General features: G+C 63.8%; 22 protein-coding genes and 3 tRNA genes. 16 read left to right on the top strand and 9 right to left on the bottom strand.

All coding sequences use genetic code 11. The annotated features are described in order from the left end of the window. The first annotated feature begins 13 nt into the window (after positions 1–13). The 4 genes from C2847_RS08380 to C2847_RS08365 are packed head-to-tail and all read left to right on the top strand — an operon-like array spanning position 14 to position 3,791. Positions 14–868, top strand: coding sequence for an NAD(P)H-dependent flavin oxidoreductase (locus C2847_RS08380; protein WP_105317999.1), 855 nt, complete (start codon positions 14–16; stop codon positions 866–868). A 27-nt stretch (positions 869–895) separates the two neighbouring features. Continuing rightward, on the top strand, positions 896–2,623 hold the full coding sequence (locus C2847_RS08375) for an FAD-dependent oxidoreductase (RefSeq protein ID WP_105317967.1): 1,728 nt from the start codon (positions 896–898) through the stop codon (positions 2,621–2,623). Between the two features lie 9 nt (positions 2,624–2,632). After that, complete coding sequence (locus tag C2847_RS08370; RefSeq protein WP_038032190.1) at positions 2,633–3,127, top strand: DJ-1/PfpI family protein; 495 nt, start codon at positions 2,633–2,635, stop codon at positions 3,125–3,127. Positions 3,128–3,152: 25 nt separating this feature from the next. After that, complete coding sequence (locus tag C2847_RS08365) at positions 3,153–3,791, top strand: TetR/AcrR family transcriptional regulator (RefSeq protein ID WP_105317966.1); 639 nt, start codon at positions 3,153–3,155, stop codon at positions 3,789–3,791. On the opposite strand, the gene uvrA is transcribed toward C2847_RS08365, so the two are convergent. After that, entirely contained in the window at positions 3,788–6,646 is a 2,859-nt protein-coding gene (uvrA, locus tag C2847_RS08360) for an excinuclease ABC subunit UvrA (RefSeq protein ID WP_105317965.1), read from the bottom strand. The two genes, C2847_RS08365 and uvrA, sit on opposite strands and share 4 nt — an antisense overlap. Before the next feature lie 75 nt (positions 6,647–6,721). Here uvrA and C2847_RS08355 point away from each other — a divergent pair, with 75 nt between their 5' ends. Further along, positions 6,722–7,753 (top strand): SIS domain-containing protein, encoded by a 1,032-nt coding sequence (locus C2847_RS08355; protein ID WP_164835681.1) that lies wholly within the window; start codon positions 6,722–6,724, stop codon positions 7,751–7,753. A gap of 23 nt (positions 7,754–7,776) precedes the next feature. Here the strand turns inward: C2847_RS08355 and C2847_RS08350 are convergent, their stop codons facing one another. Together C2847_RS08350 and C2847_RS08345 are read right to left on the bottom strand one after the other, a co-directional pair. After that, positions 7,777–8,106, bottom strand: a complete 330-nt coding sequence (locus C2847_RS08350) for a tRNA-binding protein (protein WP_105317963.1) — start codon at positions 8,104–8,106, stop codon at positions 7,777–7,779. Positions 8,107–8,193: 87 nt separating this feature from the next. Continuing rightward, positions 8,194–8,270 (bottom strand) — tRNA-Ile (locus C2847_RS08345). Between the two features lie 188 nt (positions 8,271–8,458). On the opposite strand from C2847_RS08345, the gene C2847_RS08340 reads away from it, so the two are divergent. Together C2847_RS08340 and C2847_RS08335 are read left to right on the top strand one after the other, a co-directional pair. Continuing rightward, complete coding sequence (locus C2847_RS08340; protein WP_038045571.1) at positions 8,459–8,650, top strand: YgaP family membrane protein; 192 nt, start codon at positions 8,459–8,461, stop codon at positions 8,648–8,650. Further along, positions 8,647–9,171 (top strand): DUF402 domain-containing protein, encoded by a 525-nt coding sequence (locus tag C2847_RS08335; protein WP_105317962.1) that lies wholly within the window; start codon positions 8,647–8,649, stop codon positions 9,169–9,171. The genes C2847_RS08340 and C2847_RS08335 overlap by 4 nt, the downstream gene beginning before the upstream one ends. Here the strand turns inward: C2847_RS08335 and C2847_RS08330 are convergent. The 4 genes from C2847_RS08330 to C2847_RS08315 all read right to left on the bottom strand — a co-directional run bounded on the left by C2847_RS08330 (position 9,168) and on the right by C2847_RS08315 (position 13,004). Then, complete coding sequence (locus C2847_RS08330) at positions 9,168–10,187, bottom strand: hypothetical protein (protein ID WP_105317961.1); 1,020 nt, start codon at positions 10,185–10,187, stop codon at positions 9,168–9,170. The two genes, C2847_RS08335 and C2847_RS08330, sit on opposite strands and share 4 nt — an antisense overlap. A 3-nt stretch (positions 10,188–10,190) precedes the next feature. Beyond that, entirely contained in the window at positions 10,191–10,739 is a 549-nt protein-coding gene (locus C2847_RS08325) for a LabA-like NYN domain-containing protein (RefSeq protein ID WP_105317960.1), read from the bottom strand. 68 nt (positions 10,740–10,807) lie between these two features. Next, positions 10,808–11,821 (bottom strand): NAD(P)/FAD-dependent oxidoreductase, encoded by a 1,014-nt coding sequence (locus C2847_RS08320; protein ID WP_105317959.1) that lies wholly within the window; start codon positions 11,819–11,821, stop codon positions 10,808–10,810. Between the two features lie 115 nt (positions 11,822–11,936). After that, complete coding sequence (locus C2847_RS08315) at positions 11,937–13,004, bottom strand: zinc-binding dehydrogenase (protein WP_105317998.1); 1,068 nt, start codon at positions 13,002–13,004, stop codon at positions 11,937–11,939. A gap of 457 nt (positions 13,005–13,461) precedes the next feature. Between C2847_RS08315 and C2847_RS08310 the strand changes: the two genes are divergently transcribed. From C2847_RS08310 to ttuA, 9 genes are all read left to right on the top strand, one after another. Next, positions 13,462–15,213, top strand: a complete 1,752-nt coding sequence (locus tag C2847_RS08310) for an ABC transporter substrate-binding protein (protein WP_105317958.1) — start codon at positions 13,462–13,464, stop codon at positions 15,211–15,213. Between the two features lie 55 nt (positions 15,214–15,268). Next, positions 15,269–16,252 carry an ABC transporter permease gene (locus C2847_RS08305; RefSeq protein WP_105317957.1) on the top strand — a complete coding sequence of 328 codons (984 nt, stop codon included), beginning with the start codon at positions 15,269–15,271 and terminating at the stop codon, positions 16,250–16,252. A gap of 9 nt (positions 16,253–16,261) precedes the next feature. Continuing rightward, positions 16,262–17,620 (top strand): ABC transporter permease, encoded by a 1,359-nt coding sequence (locus C2847_RS08300; protein WP_105317956.1) that lies wholly within the window; start codon positions 16,262–16,264, stop codon positions 17,618–17,620. A 72-nt stretch (positions 17,621–17,692) separates the two neighbouring features. After that, positions 17,693–18,712 carry an ABC transporter ATP-binding protein gene (locus C2847_RS08295; protein ID WP_105317955.1) on the top strand — a complete coding sequence of 340 codons (1,020 nt, stop codon included), beginning with the start codon at positions 17,693–17,695 and terminating at the stop codon, positions 18,710–18,712. Continuing rightward, complete coding sequence (locus C2847_RS08290) at positions 18,709–19,692, top strand: ABC transporter ATP-binding protein (RefSeq protein WP_105317954.1); 984 nt, start codon at positions 18,709–18,711, stop codon at positions 19,690–19,692. The genes C2847_RS08295 and C2847_RS08290 overlap by 4 nt, the downstream gene beginning before the upstream one ends. A gap of 47 nt (positions 19,693–19,739) precedes the next feature. Further along, complete coding sequence (locus C2847_RS08285) at positions 19,740–20,366, top strand: CBS and ACT domain-containing protein (protein ID WP_105317953.1); 627 nt, start codon at positions 19,740–19,742, stop codon at positions 20,364–20,366. Continuing rightward, positions 20,360–21,487 carry an acetoin utilization protein AcuC gene (locus C2847_RS08280; RefSeq protein WP_105317952.1) on the top strand — a complete coding sequence of 376 codons (1,128 nt, stop codon included), beginning with the start codon at positions 20,360–20,362 and terminating at the stop codon, positions 21,485–21,487. The genes C2847_RS08285 and C2847_RS08280 overlap by 7 nt, the downstream gene beginning before the upstream one ends. Before the next feature lie 4 nt (positions 21,488–21,491). Beyond that, positions 21,492–21,689: a sulfur carrier protein TtuB gene (gene ttuB, locus C2847_RS08275; protein ID WP_038041666.1), complete on the top strand. Its 198-nt coding sequence runs from the start codon at positions 21,492–21,494 to the stop codon at positions 21,687–21,689. Between the two features lies 1 nt (position 21,690). After that, entirely contained in the window at positions 21,691–22,656 is a 966-nt protein-coding gene (gene ttuA, locus C2847_RS08270) for a tRNA-5-methyluridine(54) 2-sulfurtransferase (protein ID WP_105317951.1), read from the top strand. A 32-nt stretch (positions 22,657–22,688) separates the two neighbouring features. Here ttuA and C2847_RS08265 read toward each other — a convergent pair. Together C2847_RS08265 and C2847_RS08260 are read right to left on the bottom strand one after the other, a co-directional pair. Next, positions 22,689–22,765: transfer RNA gene (locus C2847_RS08265), tRNA-Val, on the bottom strand. A gap of 7 nt (positions 22,766–22,772) precedes the next feature. Beyond that, positions 22,773–22,847: transfer RNA gene (locus tag C2847_RS08260), tRNA-Cys, on the bottom strand. Positions 22,848–22,958 lie beyond the last annotated feature (111 nt).

Below are 22,958 nucleotides of genomic sequence, written 5' to 3'. Positions count from 1 at the left end.
TAAAATCTTCCCCATGGAAACCGCCATCACCCGCATGTTGGGTATCCGTTATCCCATCGTGGCTGCCCCCATGTTCCTGGTTTCCGGGGCCAGGCTCCTTCAGGCGGTGGCCGAGGCGGGGGCCATCGGGGTCATCCCCAGCCTCAACTTCCGCACCCACGCTGGCTTTCGGGAGTTTTTGGAGACCTTTCCCCTAGGGCTTCCCTTCGGGGTGAACCTCATCCTGAAGGATAACCCCCGCCTCGAGGAGGACCTGGAGGCGGTGGCCGAGCGGAAGGTGCCTTTGGTGGTCACCTCCTTAGGGGACCCCACCCGGGTGGTGGAGCGGGTCAAGGCCTATGGCGGCGTGGTCTGGTGCGATGTGGTGGGTTTAAGGCACGGGAGAAAAGCGGTGGAGGCCGGGGCCGACGCCCTGGTGGCGGTGGCCGCTGGGGCTGGGGGGCATGCCGGGATGGTGAGCCCCTTTGTCCTTGGCCCCTGGCTTAGGGAGGAGCTCGGGGTGCCCGTGCTCATCGCCGGGGGCATCGCCACGGGAAGGCAGCTTCTCGCCGCCTTGGCCCTGGGGGATGGTGCCTATATCGGCACCCGCTTCATCGCCACCCTGGAGTCCGAGGCTCCTTTGGAGTACAAGGAAGCCCTTTTGAGGGCCACCCCTGAGGACATCCAATACACCCCGGAGGTCACCGGGGTGCCCGCCAACTTCCTTCGGGAATCCCTGGAGCGCTTCCGCCAGGGTGGGGGCAAGGCTTGGAAGGAAGTCTATTCCGCCGGGCACGGGGTGGCCTTCATCCGGGATCTCCCTTCCGCCAGGGAGGTGGTGGCACGGCTGGTGGCCGAGTACCAGGAGGCCAGGCAAAGCCTGCCCTGATCATATACACCGGAAGCTTTCGCGAGGATGCTTTCCGCCGTGCGCGCCTTTTTTGCCTTCATCCTCTCCCTAGGTTTGGCCTACGCCCAGTACGACCTGGTGGTTTACGGGGCTACCCCTCAAGGGGTGACGGCGGCCGTGGCCGCGGCCCAGGAGGGCCTTAGGGTCCTCCTCCTGGAACCCGGGCGGGGGGTAGGAGGGGTTCTCACCCAAGGGTGGCTGGCCACCCTGGACCTGGCCAAGGACCGGGAGGGCCTTCTCCAGGGAGGGCTTTTTCGTGACTTCTACCGCCGTATTGGGCAGGAGGCCTCCTTTGATGTGAAGCGGGCGGAGGAGGCCCTATGGGCCATGCTCCGGGAGGCGGGGGTGGAGGTCCGGTTGCAGGTGCCCCTGGACCGGGTGGAGGTGGAGGCAAGCCGCCTGGCCCTGGTGGCGACCCCCGAGGGCCCCGTTCAGGCTCCCTATTTCGTGGATGCCACCGATACCGCGGAACTCGCCTTTCGCGCCGGGGCCAGCTTCACCCAGGGGAGGGAGGACACGGGTCTGGACCAGAGGAGCATGGCGGCCACCTTGGTCTTCCGGTTGGAGGGGGTTCCCTGGGGTGCCGTCTTTCTGGCCCTCAACTACGAGGGCCAGGTGCAGCGTACGGGGGCGGGGGCCTGGGGGAGGAGCGGCTGGGGCTTTGCGGGTCTGGCGCGGGGTTACCTACCCTCCGATCCCAGCCGCTATGCCCTCCGAGGCTTGAACCTGGCCCGCCAGGACGATGGGAGCCTGCTGGTCAACGCCCTTCTCCTCTTTGGGGTGGAAGGGGCGGATCCCTTAAGCCTGGAGCGCATGCGCCTGGAAGCGGCCCTCGAGGCCGAGCGGGTGGTGGCCTACCTGCGGGAGAAGGATCCCCTCCTCTTTGGCACCGCCCGCCTGGCCGGGGTGGCCCCTAGCCTCTATATCCGGGAAAGCCGCCACCTGAAGGCCCTTTACCGCCTTAAGGCTGAAGAAGTCCTCCTGGGCCGGACCTTTCCCGATGCCGTGGCCCTGGGGGGGTACCCCTTGGACGGCCAGGCCTACTTCCCGGGGGAAACCCCTTACCTTTTGGGTACCCCGGCACCCTACGGGGTGCCCTTCCGGAGCCTGGTGCCCCAGGAGTTGAGAAACCTCCTGGTGGTTTCCCAGGCGGCGGGGTTTGATAGTGTGGCCGCCTTTTCCGCCCGGGTGGTTCCCTTGCAGATGGCCTTGGGGGAAGCGGCAGGGGTGGCGGTGGCCCTCCTGCGGAGGGCCCCGCAAGCAGGGCTTATGAAGGTGCCCCTGGCGGATTTTCACGAGTTGGCCGCAAGCAGGCAGGCCCTCGAGGCCCTGCGCAAGCGGCTTGCCCAAAGGGGGGCCAGGCTTTCCTCCCCCGAGGGAAGCCGGGTGGAGGCGGAAAGGGAAAGGCCAGGGTATCGGGAGGCGGTGGCCCTCCTGAGGCGGGGGCTGTTCGCTGGCCCCTATTACCTAAAGGGTTCCCTGGGCCTTTCCGAACCCATCCTCCTGGGGGATTTTTTGGCCAACCTGGAGCACTACTACCGGGTAAAAGGGCCTGAGGAACGCCTTAGGGTGGTGCTAAAGGCCAGGGAGCTTTTCCGGGAGGAACTGCAAAAGCCGTTGAAGCGGTTCACCCTGAACCAGATCTTGCAGGCGCTGGGGGAGGGCAAGCTTTCGGGTGCCGATCCCGTGACCCGGGGGGAGGCGGCGCTTCTCCTCTACCGGCTTCTGCCATAATGGTCTAAAGTGCTAGCCATCTTGCTCCTCCCCGAGTTCTCCGAGCTGGAGGCGGCCCTAGCCCTCGAGGCGGCCAAGCGCCTGGGGCTTCCCGCCTATACCGTGGCCAAGGGCCGCAAGGGAACCCCGGCCCTGGCGGGCTCCGTCTGGACCCCCACCTACGCCTTTCCCGCGGCCCCGCCCCCGGAAGCCCTCCTCATCCCGGGGGCTAAAAGGCCGGGCCGGATGGCCCGGGATCCCTCCTATGTGGCCTTCGTGGAGGAGGTATGGGAGGGGTTAGAGGCGGTGTTTCTGGGTTTCAACGCCCATCTCTTCCTGGCCGAGGTGGGCAGGCTTCCTTCCCGGGTGGCGGCCCCAGGGGAGGTGGCCCAGGCCTTGGCCAAGCAGGGCTACCAGGTGGCGGATGGTTCCTTCCACCGGGAGGCCAAGGTCTATACCACCCTGGGGGGGTTATCCCTGCTTAAGGCTTTAGAGGACTGGGCGCAAAAAGCGATTGAACTTTAAGTTTATACGGTAGTACACTACCCCCATGGCCGTGAGGGAGTATCAGAAAAAGCGGCGCCGGGAGCGCATCTTCCAGACAGCCATGGCCCTTTTCCGTCAGCAGGGTTTCCGGGAAACCACCGCCACCGATATCGCCAAGGCCGCCCACGTGTCCCGGGGTACCTTCTTCAACTACTACCCCTATAAGGAAGCCGTGCTCCTGGAATACGGAAGCCTGCTTCTGGCGGGCTTCAGAGAGGAGGTAAGGCGGCGCCTGGACCAGGAAGAGGATCCCATGGCCCTCCTCCGCTTCCTCTTCCAGAGGCTTGCCGCCTTTACCCAGGCGGAGAAGGACCTTCTTTTACCTCTTCTCTACGAGCTTTTAAACCCCGACCCGGTCCGGGCCAAGGCCGCCTTCCTGGCCCTGCCTTTGGGGGACTTGATCGCCGAGGTCCTGAAGCCCTTGCGGGAAAAGGGGGTGGTGCGGCAGGACCTTTCCCTGGAGCGCATGGGCCGCACCTTGGCCGACCTTTACTTCCTCGCCGCCTTGCGCTGGGCGGCCTATACCCCTAACCGGGATTTCGGGGAGGAGGTGGAAAAATCCCTGTCCTTAGCTCTGGAAGGGATTCTAGCCCGAAGCCAGCCCGCCCAGGTTTCCAGGAAATCCGCCAAAGCCAAGGCTTAGTCCGCGGCCACCTTCAGCCGCTCGGCGATTTCGGGGATTCTGGCCAAAAAGACCCCTGTGGGGCTGCCCGTGAGGGCCACCTCCTCCGGGGTACCCTCGGCCACGATCTCCCCGCCCCGGTCGCCCCCCTCGGGGCCCAGGTCGATCGCCCAGTCTGCGGTCTTCACCACGTCCAGGTTGTGCTCGATGACCACCACGGTGTTGCCGGCGTCCACCAGGCGGTGGAGCACGTTGAGAAGCTTGGCCACATCGTCAAAGTGAAGGCCGGTGGTGGGCTCGTCCAGGATGTAGAGGGTGCGGCCCGTGGCCTTGCGGCCCAGCTCCGTGGCCAGCTTGATCCGCTGGGCCTCGCCCCCGGAAAGGGTGGGGGAGGGCTGGCCCAGGCGCATGTACCCCAGGCCCACATCCACCATGAGCTGGAGCTTGCGGGCGATGGTGGGCACGTTCTGGAAAAACTCCAGGGCTTCCTCGGCGGTCATGTCCAGGACGTCGGCGATGCTCTTGCCCCTGAGCTTCACCTCGAGGGTCTCCTTGTTGTAGCGCTTGCCCTTGCACACCTCGCAGGGCACGTAGAGGTCGGGCAAAAAGAGCATCTCGATCTTCACCGTGCCGTCCCCACCGCAGGCCTCGCACCGCCCCCCCTTCACGTTGAAGGAGAAGCGGCCTGGACCATACCCCCTCTTCCTGGCCTCCGGGGTCTTGGCAAAGAGGTCCCGGATCTCGTCAAAGATCCCGGTGTAGGTGGCCGGGTTGGAGCGGGGGGTGCGGCCGATGGGGGATTGGTCGATCTCGATCACCTTGTCCAGGTGCTCGAGGCCCTCCAGGGAGTCAAAGGCCCCTGGGGTGGTCTTGGCCCGCATGAGCCTTTGCGCCAAGGCGGCGTAAAGGACGTCGTGGATCAGGGTGCTCTTCCCCGAGCCCGAGGGGCCGGTGACGGCCACGAAGCGGCCCAGGGGGATTTTCAAGGTGACGTCTTTCAGGTTGTGCTCCCGGGCCCCCCGGAGGACCAGCCACTTTCCGTTCCCCTTGCGGCGTTCCTTGGGCACGGGGATCTTCTTCTCTCCCCTTAGGTAGGCCCCGGTGAGGCTTCTGGGGTTTCGCAGGATTTCTTCCAAGGGACCTTGGGCCACCACCTCCCCCCCGTGGATCCCGGCCCCCGGTCCCATGTCCACGATCCAGTCCGCGGCCCGCATGGTCTCCTCGTCGTGCTCCACCACGATCAGGGTGTTGCCCAAGCTTTGGAGCCGCTTGAGGGTCTGGATGAGGCGCTGGTTGTCCTTGGGGTGGAGGCCGATGCTGGGTTCGTCCAGCACGTAAAGCACCCCGGTGAGCCCCGACCCCACCTGGGTGGCCAGGCGGATCCGCTGGGCCTCACCCCCGGAGAGGGTGTTGGCCGCTCGGTCCAGGGTGAGGTAGTCCAGCCCCACCCCTACCAAAAAGCCCAGCCTCTCCACGATCTCCCGCAGGATGGGGCGGGCGATCTGGGCCTGGAAGGGGGAGAGATGGGCCTCGAGGTCCCGGAAAAACTCCAGGGCCTCGCGAACGGGCAGGGCCGAAACCTCGGCGATGTTCTTGCCCGCCACCCTTACGGAGAGCACCTCCTTCTTGTAGCGGGTGCCCCCGCACACCGGGCAGGGCTTTTGCGACATGAAGCCTTCCAGCGCCTCCTTGACCCCTTCGGACTCCGCCTCCTGGTACCGCTTCTGCAGCCAGGGGATGACCCCCTCGTAGTGGACCTCCACCCGGAAGGTTTCCTTGCCTCCCCGGCGAAAGACCACCTCAAAGGGCTCGGGAAGGCCGTAGAGGACGGCTTGCTTGGCCTCCTCCGGCAGGTCCTTAAAGGGGGTTTTGAGGTCAAAGCCCAGGTGCTCCGCCAGGGCCCTGAGCCGGTCCCAAAGGTAGCTCCGCCCCGTGTCCCTACCCCGGGCCCAGGGCAGGATGGCCCCCTCGGCCAGGGAAAGCTCGGGGTTCACGATGAGCTCGGGGTCGAACTCCTGCTTGTAACCCAGGCCCGAGCAGGCAGGGCAGGCCCCGTAGGGGGCGTTGAAGGAGAAGATGCGGGGCTCCAGCTCCTCCAGGACGCTTCCGTGCTCGGGACAGGCAAACTTCTCGGAGAAAAGCTCCTCCTGGCCGGAATCCGGGTAAAGGACCCGCATGAGTCCCTCGCCCCTAAGGAGGGCAAGCTCCACCGCCTCGGCGATGCGGGGGCGTTCCTCCTCCTTAAGGACCACCCGGTCGATCACCAGGTCAATGTCGTGCTTCTCGTACTTTTCCAGGTTGAGGTTCTGGGCCTCCTCCAGGAGGTAGATGACCCCGTCCACCCGCACCCGAGCGTAGCCTTCCTTCATGAGTTGCTGGAAAAGCTTGCGGTACTCTCCCTTCCTCCCCCGCACCAACGGAGCCATGAGGATGGCCCGGGTGCCCGGGGGGTTCTTCAGGAGGCGGTCGGTGATCTCGCTGGCGGACTGCTTCTCAATGGGGCGGCCGCACTCCGGGCAGTAGGCGGTGCCGATGCGGGCATAGAGGAGGCGGAGGTAGTCGTGGATCTCCGTCACCGTGCCCACGGTGGAGCGGGGGTTGTGGCTGGTGGTCTTCTGGTCAATGGAGATGGCGGGGGAGAGGCCCTCGATGCTTTCCACCTCGGGCTTGTCCATGACCCCCAGAAACTGGCGGGCGTAGCTGGAGAGGCTTTCCACATAGCGCCGCTGCCCCTCCGCGTAGAGGGTGTCAAAGGCCAGGGTGCTCTTGCCCGAGCCGGAAACCCCGGTGATGACGATGAACTTGCCCCGCGGGAGCTCCAGGCTGATGTTTTTGAGGTTGTGCTCCCGTGCCCCCCGGATGACGATGCGGTCCATCCGTGGAAGTATACCACTACCTTCTGGGAAGGACCAGGTGGCAGGAGGGGGCTTTCCGTGCCCTATAGTGAACCTATGGCCTCTTGGATGCGTACCGAGGCGGAGGAGGCTCCCAAAGTCATAGAGCGCCTCCTTAGGGAGAACGAGGGGGAGGTGCGGAGCCTGGCCAGCTTCCTGAGGAAGCGCCCCCCGGCCTTCACCCTGACCGTGGCCCGGGGGAGTTCCGACCATGCGGCCCTTTTTGCCAAATACCTTCTCGAAGCCCGATTGGAGTGGCCGGTTCTCTCCTTGGCCCCTTCTGTCCTCACCCTTTACCGAGCCAGGCCCCGGGTGCCTTTCCCCTCTTTGCTTCTCGCCTTTAGCCAAAGCGGGGAAAGCCCCGACCTTTTGGAGGCGGTAAGCGCCTACCGGTCCCAGGGGGTTCTCACCGTGGCCCTGGTGAACCGGGAGGAGAGCCCCCTGGCCCAAATAGCCGAGGTGGTCCTTCCCCTTCATGCCGGGGAGGAGAAGGTGGTGGCCGCCACCAAGAGCTTTCTTGCTATGCTGGCCGCCACCCTCCACCTCTTGGCCCACCTGGTGGAGGAACCCCGCCTGCGCCAGGCCCTTCCCACCTTACCCGAGGCCCTGCACCGGGCCTGGGAAACCTCAGGGGAACTGGACTACTTGGAGGATGCGGAAAATCTTTTCGTCCTGGGGCGGGGGTTCACGTACCCTGTGGCCCTCGAGGCGGCCTTGAAGCTGAAGGAGGTGGCGGGGCTTCATGCGGAGGGGTTTTCGGCGGCGGAGTTTCTCCATGGGCCCCAAGCGCTATTGGAGGCTGGCTTTCCGGTGCTGGCCTTGGTGCAAGGGGATGAGGCTTTGGATGCATTTCTTTCCACCCTGGAGGGGTTAAAGGCGAAAGGGGCTCATCTTCTCGTCCTCTCCCCTGAACCCGACGCCCTGGCCCTGGCGGATTCCCCCCTGGCGCTTCCCGTGGCCTCTGAGCCCGAAACCACCCCTCTCCTCCTGGCCCAGGCCTTCTACCCTAAGACGGAGGCCCTGGCCCGGGCCCGAGGTCTGGACCCGGACCGGCCCCGGAACCTCACCAAGGTGACCCGGACCCGTTAAAAGACCTTTTCTCCCAGGGCCCGTTAAAAGACCTTTTCTCCCAGGGGCACCTCCCGTTCCACGGTGAGGAGGACCACCCGGCCCTCCGCATCCTTAGCTCCCAGGACCAACACCTCGGAGGGGAAGCCTGCGATGGAGCGGGTTCCCAGGTTCACCGCGCACACCACCAGGCGGCCCACCAGGTCCTCTGGGCGGTAGAGCTCGGTGATCTGAGCGGAGCTTTGTTTGATCCCCAAAGGTCCTAGGTCAATCCAAAGCTTGTAGCTGGGCTTGCGGGCCTTCTCGTGGGGTTCCGCTTTCAGGATACGGCCGATGCGCAGGTCCAGGGTTTGGAAGGCGTGCAGGGCCTCCATATCTAGATTCTGGCAGGAAAAGCTTTTCTCATTGGGAAAAAGCTTCCCCGCTTCCGCAAGGAGGCGGGGTTTTTACCGTTCTGGAGCTGGTGGGCCGTGCAGGACTTGAACCTGCAACCAACCGGTTATGAGCCGGCCGCTCTGACCGATTGAGCTAACGGCCCTAGCCAAAGGCCCATTGTAGCACAAGGTGGCCTAAGTGCCCCTGCATGAAGGTTGCTCCGTCGGCAAGGGCGGATGCGGCTTTTCCGTGGCCTTTTTGGGGTCCCCGTCGGGGCGCAAGCCCCAACGGGGTACCTAGATCCAGGTGTACGGCTGGCCTTGGGTATAGACTAGAAGGTGGAGGTGGAACATGGCGGTGAACGAGAGCACCACCGACCGGGTCATCCGTTTCGTCCTGGCCTTGGTCCTCTTCTACTTCGCCTTCCAGTCGGCCTCGCCTTGGAACTGGATTCTGGGCATCGTGGGGGTGGTTTTGCTTTTCACGGCCATCACCGGCTTCTGCGCCCTCTATAAGGTTCTGGGCATCAGCACCAAGAAGTGACCTGGCCCTTGTTCCCCGGGGACACCGTGCGGGTGGAGTTTTGGAAGTTCCCGGGGGATAGCCTGCATTACTTCTGGGAGGCCAAGGTGGTGGAGGTGAGGCCCGAAGGGGTCTTGACCCTTTTGCCGCAAGGCGGAACCTTTCACCACGTGGCCAAGGGGAAAGTGGTGGCGCTGGACCACGATGCCTATGTGGCCTTCTTTCCTGGGGCCTGGTACTCCGGGGGGCCGGACGTGAGGGAGGGGCGGGTACTGGAGTATTACTGGAACGTGCAAACCCCGGCGGAGTGGACGGGAAAGGGGTTTCGCCAGTATGACCTCGAGCTGGATGTGAGGTGCCGGGCCGACCACGTCTGCCAGGTCTTCGACCGGGAGGAGTTTTTGGCCAAACGTTCCCTTTACCCCAGGCATTGGGTGGAGGAGGCGGAAAAGGCAGTGGAGGCCATCCTTCACCACGTGCAGCAGGGAAGGTGGCCGGTGCTGCCTCCCGGGGAGCCCCTTCCCTGGATGGAACGAATCTAGGGTGTGAGGATGGGGAGGGAAGAGGGAGCGGGATCCTGTGCTCCAGACCCCCAGGCTTTAAGGGGAATAAGGATGTGCCCCTCGAGGTGCCAGCGTCCTTCCAGGACCACCTGGTAGAGGAGGCCCTTGAAAAAGCCGTGGAAGCTATCCTCCCAGGTTTCCAGGTTCTGGGCCCGCAAGGGGTAGTTGTGCCAGGCGGGGCCCAGGTAGTAGAGCCAGGGGTCATCCAGAAGGCGGGTATCTCCTGGGGGGAGGCCGAGAAGGGCGTTGAAGTAGCCTCGAAGCCGGCTTGCGGTGAAGAGGAGGTTTAAGTAGGGATCCTCGAGGGCCTTCCTGGCCTCGGTCTCGGTCTTGGGGAAGGGTCTGGCTGGGTCCCAGGCCCCAAAGAGGCGTAAACGTTCCTGCTGCTTGAGGGTGTCCTCCCAGCTCATCTGGGCTAAACCCAGGCTACGGCTCAAGGGGGCGTGGCCTTGAACCTCGGCCAGGCCCTGGGCTAAGCCGTCCGCCACCTCCCGCACCCCCCGGGAAAGCCCCAAGGCCTTGTCCCCCCCGTACTGTTCGTTATCCACAATGGCGGCCAGCACCCCATAAGGAATGCCGAGGGCAGAGGCGGCGGCGCGGATCTCCCGGGCGTAGGGAAGCACGTGGTGGGGGGCGGTGGGCAGGCCCTCGAGGTCCACCTTCTGGCCCCGCTTGGCCTGGCCGATGGCCTCCACCCAGCGCTTGGCCGCCAGGAGGGCGCTTTTGGGCTCTGGGTAGGCGGCGCGCTTGCCGGAGCGCTGGTTTTTGAGCTCGAGGCGCAGCAGGCGGTCGTAGGCCCGGGCCGCTTTCTCCCCCAAGAGCAGGTGTAGGCTGGCCTTCAAACTCAGGTGGAAGCTCACCCAAGCCTCCCGCTCTTCCTTTGGGTAGGGGAGAAGGTCCCTGAGGCTTGGGGAGGGGGGTAGGGTAGGGGGGATGGGAAGGGCCAGGTAGAAAAGGCCCGCTGCCAGCAGCACCAGCCAGGGGCCCGGGGGCATAGGTCAGGGCTGGGCGTCTTCCACCGGGGTGGGGGGCACCTCCACCGTGGCCTCCACGGGGTAGCCCGCGTAGGTGCGGCGGCCCCCCAGGGTTCTCTCCAGCACCTCCCGCCACTCGGGGAGGTTTAGGAAGCGGTCCGCCTGGTTGCGAAGCTCGAGGTCCGCCAGCTCGTGGACGCCCAGGAGATGGATCTCCTTCCCCAAGGCCCGTAAGGCGGCAAAGGTGTGGGCCAGCTCCCCCGAGCCGCTGGCCACGATGGCCCGGTCCCAGCGGGGGGCGGTGGTGAGCAGGTCCGTGGCCATCATGGCCTCGAACCGGGCTTCCCCCCGGACCAAGCGGCTTCGCACCGTGTAGCCCATGAAGACCAAGGCGTCGATGAAGCGCTGCTGACGCTCGTCCTCGGGATCGGTGATGGGCACGTAGTAGAAGGCGTTGTAAAGCTGCTCCGGGGTGGCGAACTGGGTCAGGACCCGGCGGTGGTCCACGTTCCAACCCAGGCGCTTGGTGGCCAGGTACATGTAGGATCCGTCAATGAAAAGGGCAACCCGCATATGCCCCCATCTTAGGACAAAGCCAGGCCCCGGGCTACCCTAGGGCCCGTGAAAGGCGGGGAGGAATCTCAGGCCGGTGCTTTCTCCTCGGCCTTTTCCGAGGAGTGGCCAGGGTTCACCTTGAGGGCAGGGTTGGCGTAGGCGGCGGCGTGGTTGGCGGCGATGGCGGCTTCGCCAAAACCCAGCACGATCAGGGGAAGCTTCCCCGGGTAGGTGACGATGTCGCCGCAGGCGTAGACCCCGGGGACGCTGGTGGCCATGGTGGTGTCCACTTTGATCCTGTTCTTTTCCAACTCCAGCCCCCAGTTGGCCAAGGGCCCCAGCTTGGTGAGGTAGCCCGCCAGGATCAGCACGGCGTCCACCTCGAGTTCCTTTTCCTCCTGGGTCCCGTTGTGGAAGATCACCGCCCTGCGCACCTGGGTATCCCCTTCAATTTCAATCCGCCGTACCTCGTAGGGGGTGAGCACGGTAAGGCGCCCTTCCTCATGGGCTTTGAAGAGCTCCTTCACGCTAGCCTCGTGGGCCCGGAACTGGGGCCTCCTGTGGATCAGGGTAATCTCCTTAGCGGTGCCCAGAAGGTTCAAGGCCCAGTCCACGGCGCTATCCCCACCTCCCACAATGAGGACCCGCTTGCCCTGGAACTCGGCCTTGGTCTTCACCGCATAGTAGATGCCCTTGCCCTCCAGCTCCTTTTCCCCCGGGGCACCCAGGCGCCTGGGTTCAAAGGCACCCACCCCGGCGGCAATGATTACCGCCTTTGCGGTGTAGGCGTTCCCGGAGGAGGTGGTCACCTTGAAGTGGTCCCCTTCCTTTTCTAGGGTTTCCGCCCGCTCCCCCAGGCTGTAGATGGGGTTGAAGGGAGCCACCTGCTCCACCAACCCTTTCACCAGGTCTTTGGCGTACACCTTGGGAAAGCCCGCCACGTCGTAGATGTATTTCTCCGGATACAAAGCGGAAAGTTGCCCCCCAGGCTCGGGCAAGGGGTCGATGAAGCGGAAGGAAAGCCCCCGCATGCCCACGTAGAAGCCCGCAAAAAGCCCAGCGGGGCCCGCCCCGATGATGATCACGTCGGTGTGCTCCATAGCCTCACCTCGACCTGCATTCTACCCTTAAGGAAACCCTATGGGCGGCGGCTTCCGGTTAGGGACAAAGGTCTTGACCCCATCCTTAATCTTCGCCCTATGGTCCGCCAGCCTGCTATTGAGGTGGGGTCTTGCTCTCGCCTGGAGAGGACTGGTCCACCCGTAGCACTACTTTGCCGAAGATGCGCCGCTCCTCCAGGAGGCGGTGTCCCTCCGCAGCCTCCTCGAGGGGAAGTACCTGCCCCACCACGGGCTTTAGCCTTCCCTGTTCCACGAAGCGCAGGATGGGGAAAAGGCGGCTTTTGGAGCCCATGGTGGAGCCCAGGATGGAAAGTTGCCGGAAGAACACGTGGGCGAAGGGGAGGGTGCCTTCGTATCCCGAGGAAGCCCCTGCGATGGCAATCCTGCCGCCATTGGCGGTGGCCCGGATCACCCCTTCAAAGTAAAGGGCCCCCGTGTGGTCAACCACCTTGTCGGCGCCTTTCCCGCTGGTTAGGCGGCGCACCTCCTTGGGCCAGTCGGGGTGGGTGTAGTTCACGGTTTCATCGGCTCCCAGCTCCTTGGCCTTCCTGAGCTTTTCCTCCGAGCCTGCGGTGGCGATGACCCGAGCCCCGAAGAGCTTGGCGATCTGAATGGCGGCCACACTCACCCCACTACCCGCCGCCATGACCAGAACATCCTCGCCAGGCCGCACCTGGAGTTTGTCCACCACCATCTGCCAGGCGGTGAGGAAGGTCAGGGGGATGGCGGCGGCCTCTTCAAAGGAAAGGTTGGGTGGCTTCTTGAGGAGGTTCACCTCGGGTACCACCAGGTACTCGGCGTAAGCTCCAAAGCGGTGTTCGCCCAGTATCTCGTATTTGGGGCAGAGGTTATCCTCTCCCGCCAGGCACCGCTCGCAGTGGCCACAGGAAAGGCCGGGGTTGACCACCACCTCGTCCCCGGGGACAAAGCCCGTTACCCCAGGCCCAACTGCGTCCACCACCCCCGAGGCATCGGCTCCCAGGATGTGGGGTAAGGGAAGCTTGGGGCTGGCCACTCCCTTTCTGACCCAGATGTCCAGGTGGTTGAGGGCTGCGGCTTTGACGCGGATCCTTACTTCCTTGGGGCCGGGTTCAGGGGTGGGCACTTCGGCTACCTTTAAGACCTCTGGACCCCCTCGAGCCTCCATGACCACTGCTTTCATCATCACCCCCTTATAGAGGGGATTTTTTCACGTGCTGGCACCGGGGGTCAAGGTAGGTACCTTTCCACCAGAAGGTCACCTTCACACCGCTCAACCCCCCTCAAGGCTAGACACAACACCTGTTCTAAGAATCTGTTTGAATTCCTTGCCATGGGAGGTGGGGAGATCTGGTCCGGATACAGTGTGTAAAGTATAGGGTGACTATATGTCCGTTACTATCATGTCAGTAAGTTACCTTTATCGCCAAATAGGTGCGTAACGTCCGACGCATTCTGGAGGATAGTGCATGATTTTCTTGACAGACTATGCATGCGTATTTAATACTGATGATTCAGGGGTGAAACCACCTGAGTGCCGTGGTGGTGAAACCTACCGGGGCTTAGGGGGAACACCCTTGACAGAGTCCAGAATAACCGGGTACCCTGTCCAGCGTAAGGCAGCAGAGGAGGCAGACGATATGAGAAGAACCTTAGCAGTTTTGGTGGGTCTTATAGCCCTGGCAGGAGTGGCCAGCGCCCAGCCCTTCGTTTGGCCCCAGAAGTGGACGGTGGCCAAACCCTCTGAGGTCAAGCGGGGCGGTACCCTACGGGCGGCGGTTATCTCCGACTACCGCACCTTTAACCCCTTTATCACCGCAGAGGCAGGGAACGTTCCGGAGATCATCTCCGGTGGTAGGGGCCTGGTGACCCGCGATCCCACCACCGGGGATTGGATTCCCTATATGGCTGAGTCCTGGACCATTAGCCCCAACAAGCTGGAGATCACCTTCAAGATCCGCAAGGGCATGAAGTGGTCCGATGGCAAACCCATCACCGCCGACGACTGGATCATGACCTGGCGCATCCACACGGATAAAGCGGTGGGGTCCAACAGCTACGACTCCTTCTTCATCGACGGCAAGCCCATCACCCTTAAGAAGATTGACGACTACACCCTCCGCTTCATCTACCCCAAGACGGATGCGGAAGCCTTTGCCGTGGCCAGCTTTGAGCCCTGGCCAGCCCACATCTTTGGGCCCGTCTATCAGAAGGATGGGGCCGAGGGCATCAAGAAGATGTGGACCTTGAACGAGAAGCCGGAAAACATCGTCTCCGGCGGACCCTGGCTCATCGAAAGCTACCGCCCGGGTGAGCGCCTGGTCCTGAAGCGCAACCCCGCCTTTGGGGAGTGGAACAAGGACGAGGCGGGCAACCCTTTGCCCTACCTGGACCGCTACGAGATCAAGATCGTCAAGGACACCAACGCCCAGCTGGCGGAGTTCCTGGCGGGGAACATCGACCTCATGGCCCCTGCCACCGTGGACCACATCTCCCAGATCCGCCAGGCCATCCAGCAGGGCCGCCTGGACGCCACCATCAAGGTGAACGCCTCCCCGGTGGCCTCCAGCCAGTTCATGGTCTTCAACTGGAACAAGGCCTCGGACCCCTTCAAGCAAAGCCTCTTCCGGTCCGACAAGTTCCGCCGGGCCATGAGCCACATCGTGAACCGCCAGGCGGTGGTGGACATCGTCTACGGCGGCCTGGGCACCCCCATGTACAGCAGCGTCTACCCCGTGCTCACCCAGTGGATTAATCCCAAGGTGCCCAAGTACGAGTACAACCTGCAGCAGGCGGCCAAACTCCTGGCGGAGCTGGGCTTCACCAAGAAGGATAAGGACGGTTACCTGGTAGACTCCAAGGGCCGGAGGCTTGAGTTCAACCTTTCTACCAATGCCGGGAACGCCCAGCGGGAGCAGATTGCCAAGCTGATCGTGGACGAGGCCAAGAAGGTGGGGGTGAAGGTGAACTTCACCGCCATCGACTTCAACACTTTGGTGGGCCAGCTCCTGTCCTCTGGCCCCGACCGGCCCTTTGACGCCATCATCATCGGCCTCTCCGGCGGCGGTCTTGATTGGCCCTTCGGTTCCAACGTGGTGCCCTGCAAGGGCAACCTGCACATGTGGAACAAGTCGGGCCAGTGCCTGGATCCCAGGGAAACCCAGCTGGATGCCCTTTACTCCCGTGGCCGCACCGAGCTGGACTTCAAGAAGCGGGTGGAGATCGGCTACCGCATGCAGGAGATCGAGGCCCAGCTCCTCCCCGTCATCTACATCGCCGGGCCCAACTACCACCCCGCCTGGAACAACCGCCTGGGTGGGGAGCACCCCGATGCCATCATCAGCAGCATCTGGGGCCAGCGGGAACTGGAGCTGACCTTCATCAAGAAATGAGCTAGCCGTAGGGTATCCCCGGGGTCTATCGGCCCCGGGGATACTTTGGGAAGCCATGACCGCATACATCCTTCGCCGTATCCTGTACCTGATCCCCACCTTCTTCGGGGCTACCTTCTTGGCCTTCCTCATCATCCAGCTGGCCCCGGGGGATTACCTGACCCAGCTGGAACTGGATCCCAAGATAACCCCGGAGACCATCGCCCGCCTTAGGGCCCAGTTCGGCCTGGATCGCCCCATCTACGAGCAGTACCTTCTTTGGATGGATAACCTGTTGCACCTGAACCTGGGATATTCCTTTGCCTATCAGGCACCGGTGCTGGAGGTGATCTGGCCTCGAGTGGTGAACTCCATGGTGATCGTCATCCCCTCCACCCTTCTTCTGTACTTGGTAGCCATTCCCATCGGGGTCTACGGGGCGGTGCGCCAGTACTCCTTGGGGGACAGGATCCTTTCCTTTCTGGCGTATATCGGGCTTTCCGTGCCCAGCTTTTTCCTGGCGCTCATCGCCATCTACGTGCTTCTCCAGATAAAGTTCCGCACGGGTACCCTTATCTTTCCGGTTTCCGGCATGACCAGCAGCGGCTTTGAGCAGATGCCGCCCTTGCGCCAGATCCTGGACATCGCCTGGCATGCGGTGGTACCCGTGCTGGTGGCCACCGCCAACGATATCGCCGGGCTTTCCCGCCTCATGCGGGGACAGATGCTGGAGGTCCTATCCCAGGACTATATCCGCACGGCCCGGGCCAAGGGCTTGGCTGAGCGGGTGGTCCTTTACAAGCATGCCTTTCGCAACGCGGTGATTCCCTTTGTGGCCACCTTGGGTGGGCTTCTTCCCAGCTTGATCTCGGGAGCGGGGTTCGTGGAGGTGGTTATGGCCTGGCCGGGTATTACCCCCTTTTTCCTGGACGCCATCGCCAACCAGGACCTTTACGTGATCGCCGGTTTTCTCACGGTGAGCCTGGTCCTCTTGATGATCGGCAACCTCATCTCCGATCTCCTCCTGGCCTGGGTGGACCCCAGGATCCGCTACGAATAGGGGTGAGTTGTGGAACGCCTTTCGCCTTCTCCCACCCGAACCCAGCTGGTTTTGCGCCAGTTTCGCAAGCACCGCCTGGCGGTCTGGGGCGGGCGCATACTTCTGGTGCTTTACCTCATGGCCGCCTTCGCCGGCTTTTTCAGCCCCTACGATCCCAACTACTATGAGCTCTATCCCCCCAAGGGAAACCACCCGCCCACGCGGGTCCACTTTGTGGACCCCGAGACGGGAAGGCTCAGTTGGCCTTTTGTCTACGCCACCAAACGCAGCATTGATCCGGTAACCCTCCAGCCCCGTTACGAGGAGGATCCATCGCAGGGCAAGTTCTACCTGCGCTTTTTCGTGCGAACCCCCGACCAGCCTTACACCGTCTTCAAGGTGTTCCGCTCCGACCTCAGGCTCTTTGGGGTGGATCCCCCGGGGCGCATCTTCCTGATGGGTACGGATAACTTTGGCCGGGACCTGTTCAGCCGGATCGTCTACGGGGGGCAGGTATCCCTTACCATCGGTATCCTTTCCGCTTTGGTTTCTTTCGCCCTGGGGCTCTTGCTGGGGGGCATCGCCGGCTACTTTTCGGGGCGGCCCTTTGCCCTTTCCCTCCCCCCTCGAGCCTGGCGCGGCTGGAGGTGGGCGCTTGGGCTTGTGGGCCTTCTTCTCTGGCTGGCTGTGGCCGCTGGCGTTCTTTTCTTAGCCTGGTCCTTTGTGCGGCTCAGCCCCGGCAAGGGTGTCTTTTCCCTTGTGGTGGATGGGTTCGTCCTGGCCCTGGGTTTGGGGGGGGCCCTTCTTATCCTGTGGAAGGTTTTCCGGGAGCCCTTAAGGCTCGATCCTGACGACCTCATCATGCGCACCGTGGAGATCATCGCCGCCATCCCCAGCCTTTTCCTCCTCATCTCCTTGAGGGCGGTATTTCCCACCAACATCGATCCCCTCTTCACCTTTTACCTGGTGGTGGGGCTTTTGGGTTTCATCGGCTGGGGGGGGTTGGCCCGGGTGGTGCGGGGGATCGTCCTCTCCGTGCGGGAGATGGACTACGTGCAGGCCGCCAGGGCCTTGGGGGCTTCGGATGGGCGCATCATCGCCCGCCATATCCTGCCTGCCACCGCCAGCTACGTGATCGTGAGCCTTTCCCTGACCATTCCCGGCTTCATCCTGGGGGAAAGTGGGCTTTCCTTCCTGGGGCTTGGGGTCACGGAGCCCTACACCAGCTGGGGCCTTCTCCTGCAGGCGGCCCAGCAGGGGGGGTTTGCCTCCTTCACCGATCGCCCCTGGGTGCTATGGCCCGGGTTCTTCATCTTCCTTTCCGTGCTGTCCTGGAACTTCCTGGGCGATGGCCTGCGGGATGCCTTGGATCCCAGGCGGAGGCAGTAGGCTCTTCTCTTTTGACCTAGTATGGCGTATAACGGATGAGGTGTTTAGACGGCAGTGCCCAAAGGAGTACGCATGGACGAAAAGCGGTTACTGGAGGTGAGAGACCTTAAAGTCCACTTCTTCACCGATGATGGGGTGGTGAAGGCGGTGGACGGGGTTTCCTTCCATGTGCACAAAGGGGAAACCCTGGCGGTGGTGGGGGAGTCGGGTTCCGGGAAGAGCGTGACGGCCCTCTCCATCATGCGGCTCATTCCCACGCCTCCGGGTAGGATCGTGGCCGGGGAGATCCTTTTCCGCGGCAAGGATGGGGAGCTCCGGGACCTGACCAAGCTATCTGAGGTGGAGATGCGGAGGATCAGGGGCAACGACATCGCCATGATCTTCCAGGAGCCCATGACCTCCTTAAACCCCGTGTACACGGTGGGGGACCAGATCGCCGAGGCCATTATGCTCCACCAGGGGAAAAGCCGCAAAGAGGCCATGGAGCTGGCGGCCCACATGCTGGACCTGGTGGGGATCCCTGAGCCCAAGAAGCGGCTTGCCAACTACCCCCACCAGATGTCCGGAGGGATGCGGCAAAGGGTGATGATCGCCATGGCCCTTTCCTGCAATCCCTCCCTCCTCATCGCCGACGAGCCCACCACGGCTTTGGACGTGACCATCCAGGCCCAGATCCTGGAGCTCATGAAGAAGCTCCAGGAGGAGATCGGTATGAGCATCCTCTTCATCACCCACAATCTGGGGGTGGTGGCGGAGATGGCGGACCGGGTGGTGGTGATGTACGCGGGGCGGGCGGTGGAGGAGGCGGACGTGGTGCCCCTTTTCAAAGAGCCCCTGCACCCCTACACCCGGGGGCTTCTGCACTCTGTGCCCCGGCTGGACCTGGCGGCGGAGCGGAGGGAGCGCCTCGAGGCCATCCCCGGCAATGTGCCCAACCCCTTGTACCTGCCCCCGGGATGCGCCTTCCATCCCCGGTGCAAGCACTACGTGGAGGGCCTTTGCGACCGGGAGGTGCCACCCCTGGAGGACACGGGTGACGGCCGCCAGGTGCGGTGCGTGCGCTGGCGGGAGATCCGGGAGGTGCGGGCATGAGGGAAAACCATGTCCTCCTGGAAATCCGGGACCTTAAGAAGCACTTCCCCATCCGCGGCGGGATCCTTTCCCGGGTGGTGGGGAGCGTGAAGGCGGTGGACGGGGTTTCCTTTGCCATTAAGAAAGGGGAGGTCCTTGGCCTGGTGGGGGAGTCGGGAAGCGGTAAGACCACGGTGGGCCGGACCCTGCTCCGCCTCATCGAGCCCACGGGGGGGCGTATCCTCTTTGAGGGACAGGACATCACGGACCTGCCCAAGGACAAACTTCGCCCCTACCGCCGCCGCATGCAGATCATCTTCCAGGATCCCTTCAGCTCCTTGAACCCCCGCATGACCGTGGGGGACATCATCGCCGAGCCCCTCATCATCCACGGAATCGGCAAGACGCCCCAGGAACGCACGGAAAGGGTGGCAGAGCTTCTTAAGCTGGTGGGGCTTTCCCCGGACCACATGCGCCGCTACCCCCATGAGTTCTCGGGAGGCCAGAGGCAAAGGATCGGCATCGCCCGCGCCCTTGCGGTGGCCCCGGACTTCATCGTGGCCGACGAGCCGGTTTCCGCTTTGGATGTGTCCATCCAGGCCCAGGTGGTGAACCTCCTCCAGGACCTTAAGGAGGAGCTGGGCCTGACCCTCCTCTTCATCGCCCACGACCTGGCGGTGGTGGAGTACATCTCCGACCGGGTGGCGGTGATGTACCTGGGCAAGGTGATGGAGATCGCCTCCTCGAAGGAGCTTTACCGCAATCCCAAGCACCCCTACACCGAGGCCCTGCTCTCGGCGGTACCCATCCCCGACCCCACAGTGAAGCGGGAGAGAATCGTCCTCCAGGGGGATATCCCTTCGCCCATCAATCCACCCTCCGGATGCGTGTTCCGCACCCGCTGCCGCTACGCCCTCCCCGAGTGCGCCCAGGTGGTGCCGGAGCTTAAGGAGGTGGCCCCCGGCCACTTCAAGGCCTGCATCCGGGACGATATCTTGTAGGTGTTGGGGACAAGGCCCCGGCGATCCCGCCGGGGTATACTTTTTTCATGTTGGTCCAGGACGTGATGCGCTTCCCCGTGATCACGGTGGAGCCCGGGGTGACCCTCGAGGAGGCCTACCGCCTCCTTTTGGAGAAGGGCATCCGTCACCTGCCGGTGATGGAGGAGGGAAGGCTGGTGGGGATCATCACCGACCGGGATATCCGCCTGGCCACCAGCCACCTGAACCCCAAGGGGCCTTGCCCCGGGTGCGCCCGCGTGGCGGAGGTGATGACCCAGGAGGTGGTCACCGCCCACCCTCTGGATCCCGTGGAAGAGGCCGCCCGGGTGATGCGGGAAAGGAAGATCGGCTGCCTGCCCGTGCTGGAGGATGGCGCTTTGGTGGGGATCGTCACGGGGATTGACCTTCTGGACGCGCTCCTTAAGCTCACCGGGGTCACGGAGCCCTCGGGCCGCCTCGAGGTGCGCCTCCCCGACCGCGTGGGGGAACTGGCCCGGCTCACGGGGTTTTTGGCGGGCCGGGGGATCAACATCCACTCCCTCCTCTCGTATCCAGAGGATGGGGATAGGGTGCGGGCGGTGGTGCGGGTGAATACCTTGGAAACCCACCTTCTTGCGGAGGGGCTACGCCAGGAGGGGTTTGAGGTGCTCTGGCCCCCCAAGAAGCCATGGTGATCTACCGGGACGAGTACCGCCTGTACAACTTCGGTCCCAGCCACCCCTTCAGCCCGGTGCGCCTGGAGATGCTCACCTCCCTTCTTCAAGCCCTGGGGGTGTGGCGCGAACCCCTGGTTCCAAAAGAGGCCACCCGGGAGGACGTGCTTTCCGTACATTCCGAGCGCTTGGTGCGGCGGGTGGAGGCGGCAAGCCGGGGGGAGGGGGTGCCCGATTTGGAGCACTATGGTTTGGGCACGGGGGACACCCCGGTCTTTCCCGGCATGGACCGGGCAGCCAGGATCCTGGTGGGGGGCACCCTGGAGGGAGCCCGGCGGATCCTGGCGGGGGAGAAGCGGGTGCTCCAGCTGGGTGGGGGTCTACATCACGCCCAGTACGACCGCTCCAGCGGCTTTTGCGTGTACAACGACCTATCCGTGGCCATCCGCCACCTGACCCGCGCTGGGCTTCGCGTGGCTTACTTGGATATAGACGTCCACCATGGGGATGGGGTGCAGTGGATCCACTACGAGGAGAAGGAGGTCCTGACCCTGAGCTTCCACGAGTCGGGGCGGTACCTTTTCCCCGGAACGGGCCACGTGCACGAGATCGGGCGGGGAGAGGGGGTGGGGAGGAAGCTCAACCTGCCCCTGGAGCCCTTCACCGAGGACGAAAGCTACCTGGAGGTCTTTGAGGCCCTGGTGCCTTGGGCTCTTGGGGCCTTCCGCCCGGATGTGCTGGTGGTGCAGGCCGGGGCCGATGCCCACTTCTTGGACCCCCTGGCCGACCTTCTCCTCACCACCCGGGCCTATGCCCGCATCTTCCCCCTCATCCTGGAGTACGCCGAGGCCTATGCGGGGGGGAGGGTGCTTGTCACCCTGGGGGGCGGGTACAGCCTGGACGCCACCGTGCGGATCTGGGCCCTCCTCTACCACGTCTTCCATGGCCTTCCCCTTCCCGAGCGCCTGCCGGAGGGGTGGCTTCGGGAGTGGGAGGCGAGGCTCGACAAACCCCTTACCCCCACCCTGCACGATCCTGAAGCGCCTTACCCGGAGATTCCCAGGAGGCAGGAGATAGAGAAGCGGAACCGCCTTACCCTGGAAAGGCTCATGGAGTTGGTGCGCCCCCACCTGGTACACTAGCGGGATGAAGCTGGTGTTGCGCCTGCCCGAGCGCAAGGAGGTGGAGGTAAAAGGGGATAGGCCCCTAAAGGAGATCCTCCTGGAGCTGGGTTTGAATCCGGAGACGGTGGTGGTGATCCGGGGGGAGGAGCTCCTCACCCTGGATGAGAGGGTGGGGGAAGGGGAGACCCTCGAGGTCCTCTCCGCCATCTCTGGGGGTTAGGATGGTCTGCAAGGTCTGCGGGGAGAAGGCGCAGGTGGAACTCCGCGCCCGGGGCTTTGCCCTCTGCAAGGCGCACTATCTGGACTGGTTCGTAAGAGAGACCGAGAGGGCCATCCGCCGTTACAGGATGCTCCAACCGGGCGAGCGGGTTTTGGTGGCGGTTTCCGGGGGCAAGGATTCCCTGGCCCTTTGGGACGTGCTCCACCGCCTCGGGTACCAAGCGGTGGGCCTCCACCTGCAGCTGGGCATCGGGGAGTATTCGGAGAGGAGCCTCGAGGTCACCCAGGCCTTCGCCCGGGAGCGGGGCCTAGAACTCCTGGTGGTGGACCTCCGCCAAGCTTACGGCTTCGGGGTGCCGGAGCTGGCCCAGCTTTCGGGGCGGGTAGCCTGCTCTGCCTGCGGGCTTTCCAAGCGTTACATCATCAACCAGGTGGCGGTGGAGGGGGGCTTTAGGGTGGTGGCCACCGGCCACAACCTGGATGACGAGGCGGCGGTCCTCTTCGGCAACCTCCTGAACCCCCAGGAGGACGCCTTGGTCCGCCAGGAGCCGGTGCTGCCCGAGAAGCCGGGCCTAGCGGCCCGGGTCAAGCCCTTTTACCGCTTTAGCGAGCGGGAGGTGCTCTCCTATACCCTTTTGAGGGGGATCCGTTACCTGCACGAGGAGTGCCCCAACGCCAAGGGGGCCAAGAGCCTCCTTTACAAGGAGGCCCTAAACCTGGTGGAGCGGGAGATGCCCGGGGCCAAGCTGCGCTTCCTGGAGGGTTTTTTGGATAGAATCCAACCTCGCATGCAGGTAGCCGAGGAAGTGCAGCTGCGGGAATGCGAGCGCTGCGGCTACCCCACCACGGGGGCGGTGTGTTCCTTCTGCCGGATGTGGGATGCGGTGTACCGCCGGGCCAAGAAGCGGCGCCTTCTCCCGGAGGAGGTCGAGTTCCACCCCCTGGCGCCGGTGGCGCGCCTGGGATGAGGAAATCCCCCGGGGCTGGCCCCGGGGGTTCTTGGTGGGCGCGAGTGGACTTGAACCACCGACCCCTACCGTGTCAAGGTAGTGCTCTGGCCACCTGAGCTACGCGCCCAAGGTTTTGGAGGCGCCGGCCGGATTCGAACCGGCGAATGGAGGTTTTGCAGACCTCTGCCTTACCACTTGGCTACGGCGCCAAGCCGTAAGTCAGGATAGCACGCTGGGAAAAAGTCTGTCAAGAATGTGTAATTGGCCACCACATTTGAGACACCTTGGGGAACCGACCCCTCCTGCATCCTAGCCAGAAA

Source organism: Thermus tenuipuniceus, from assembly GCF_002964845.1.
Taxonomy (GTDB): Bacteria; Deinococcota; Deinococci; order Deinococcales; family Thermaceae; genus Thermus; species Thermus tenuipuniceus.
Note: the sequence above shows the minus strand (reverse complement) of the source record. Positions and strands in the feature narration are given on the sequence as shown.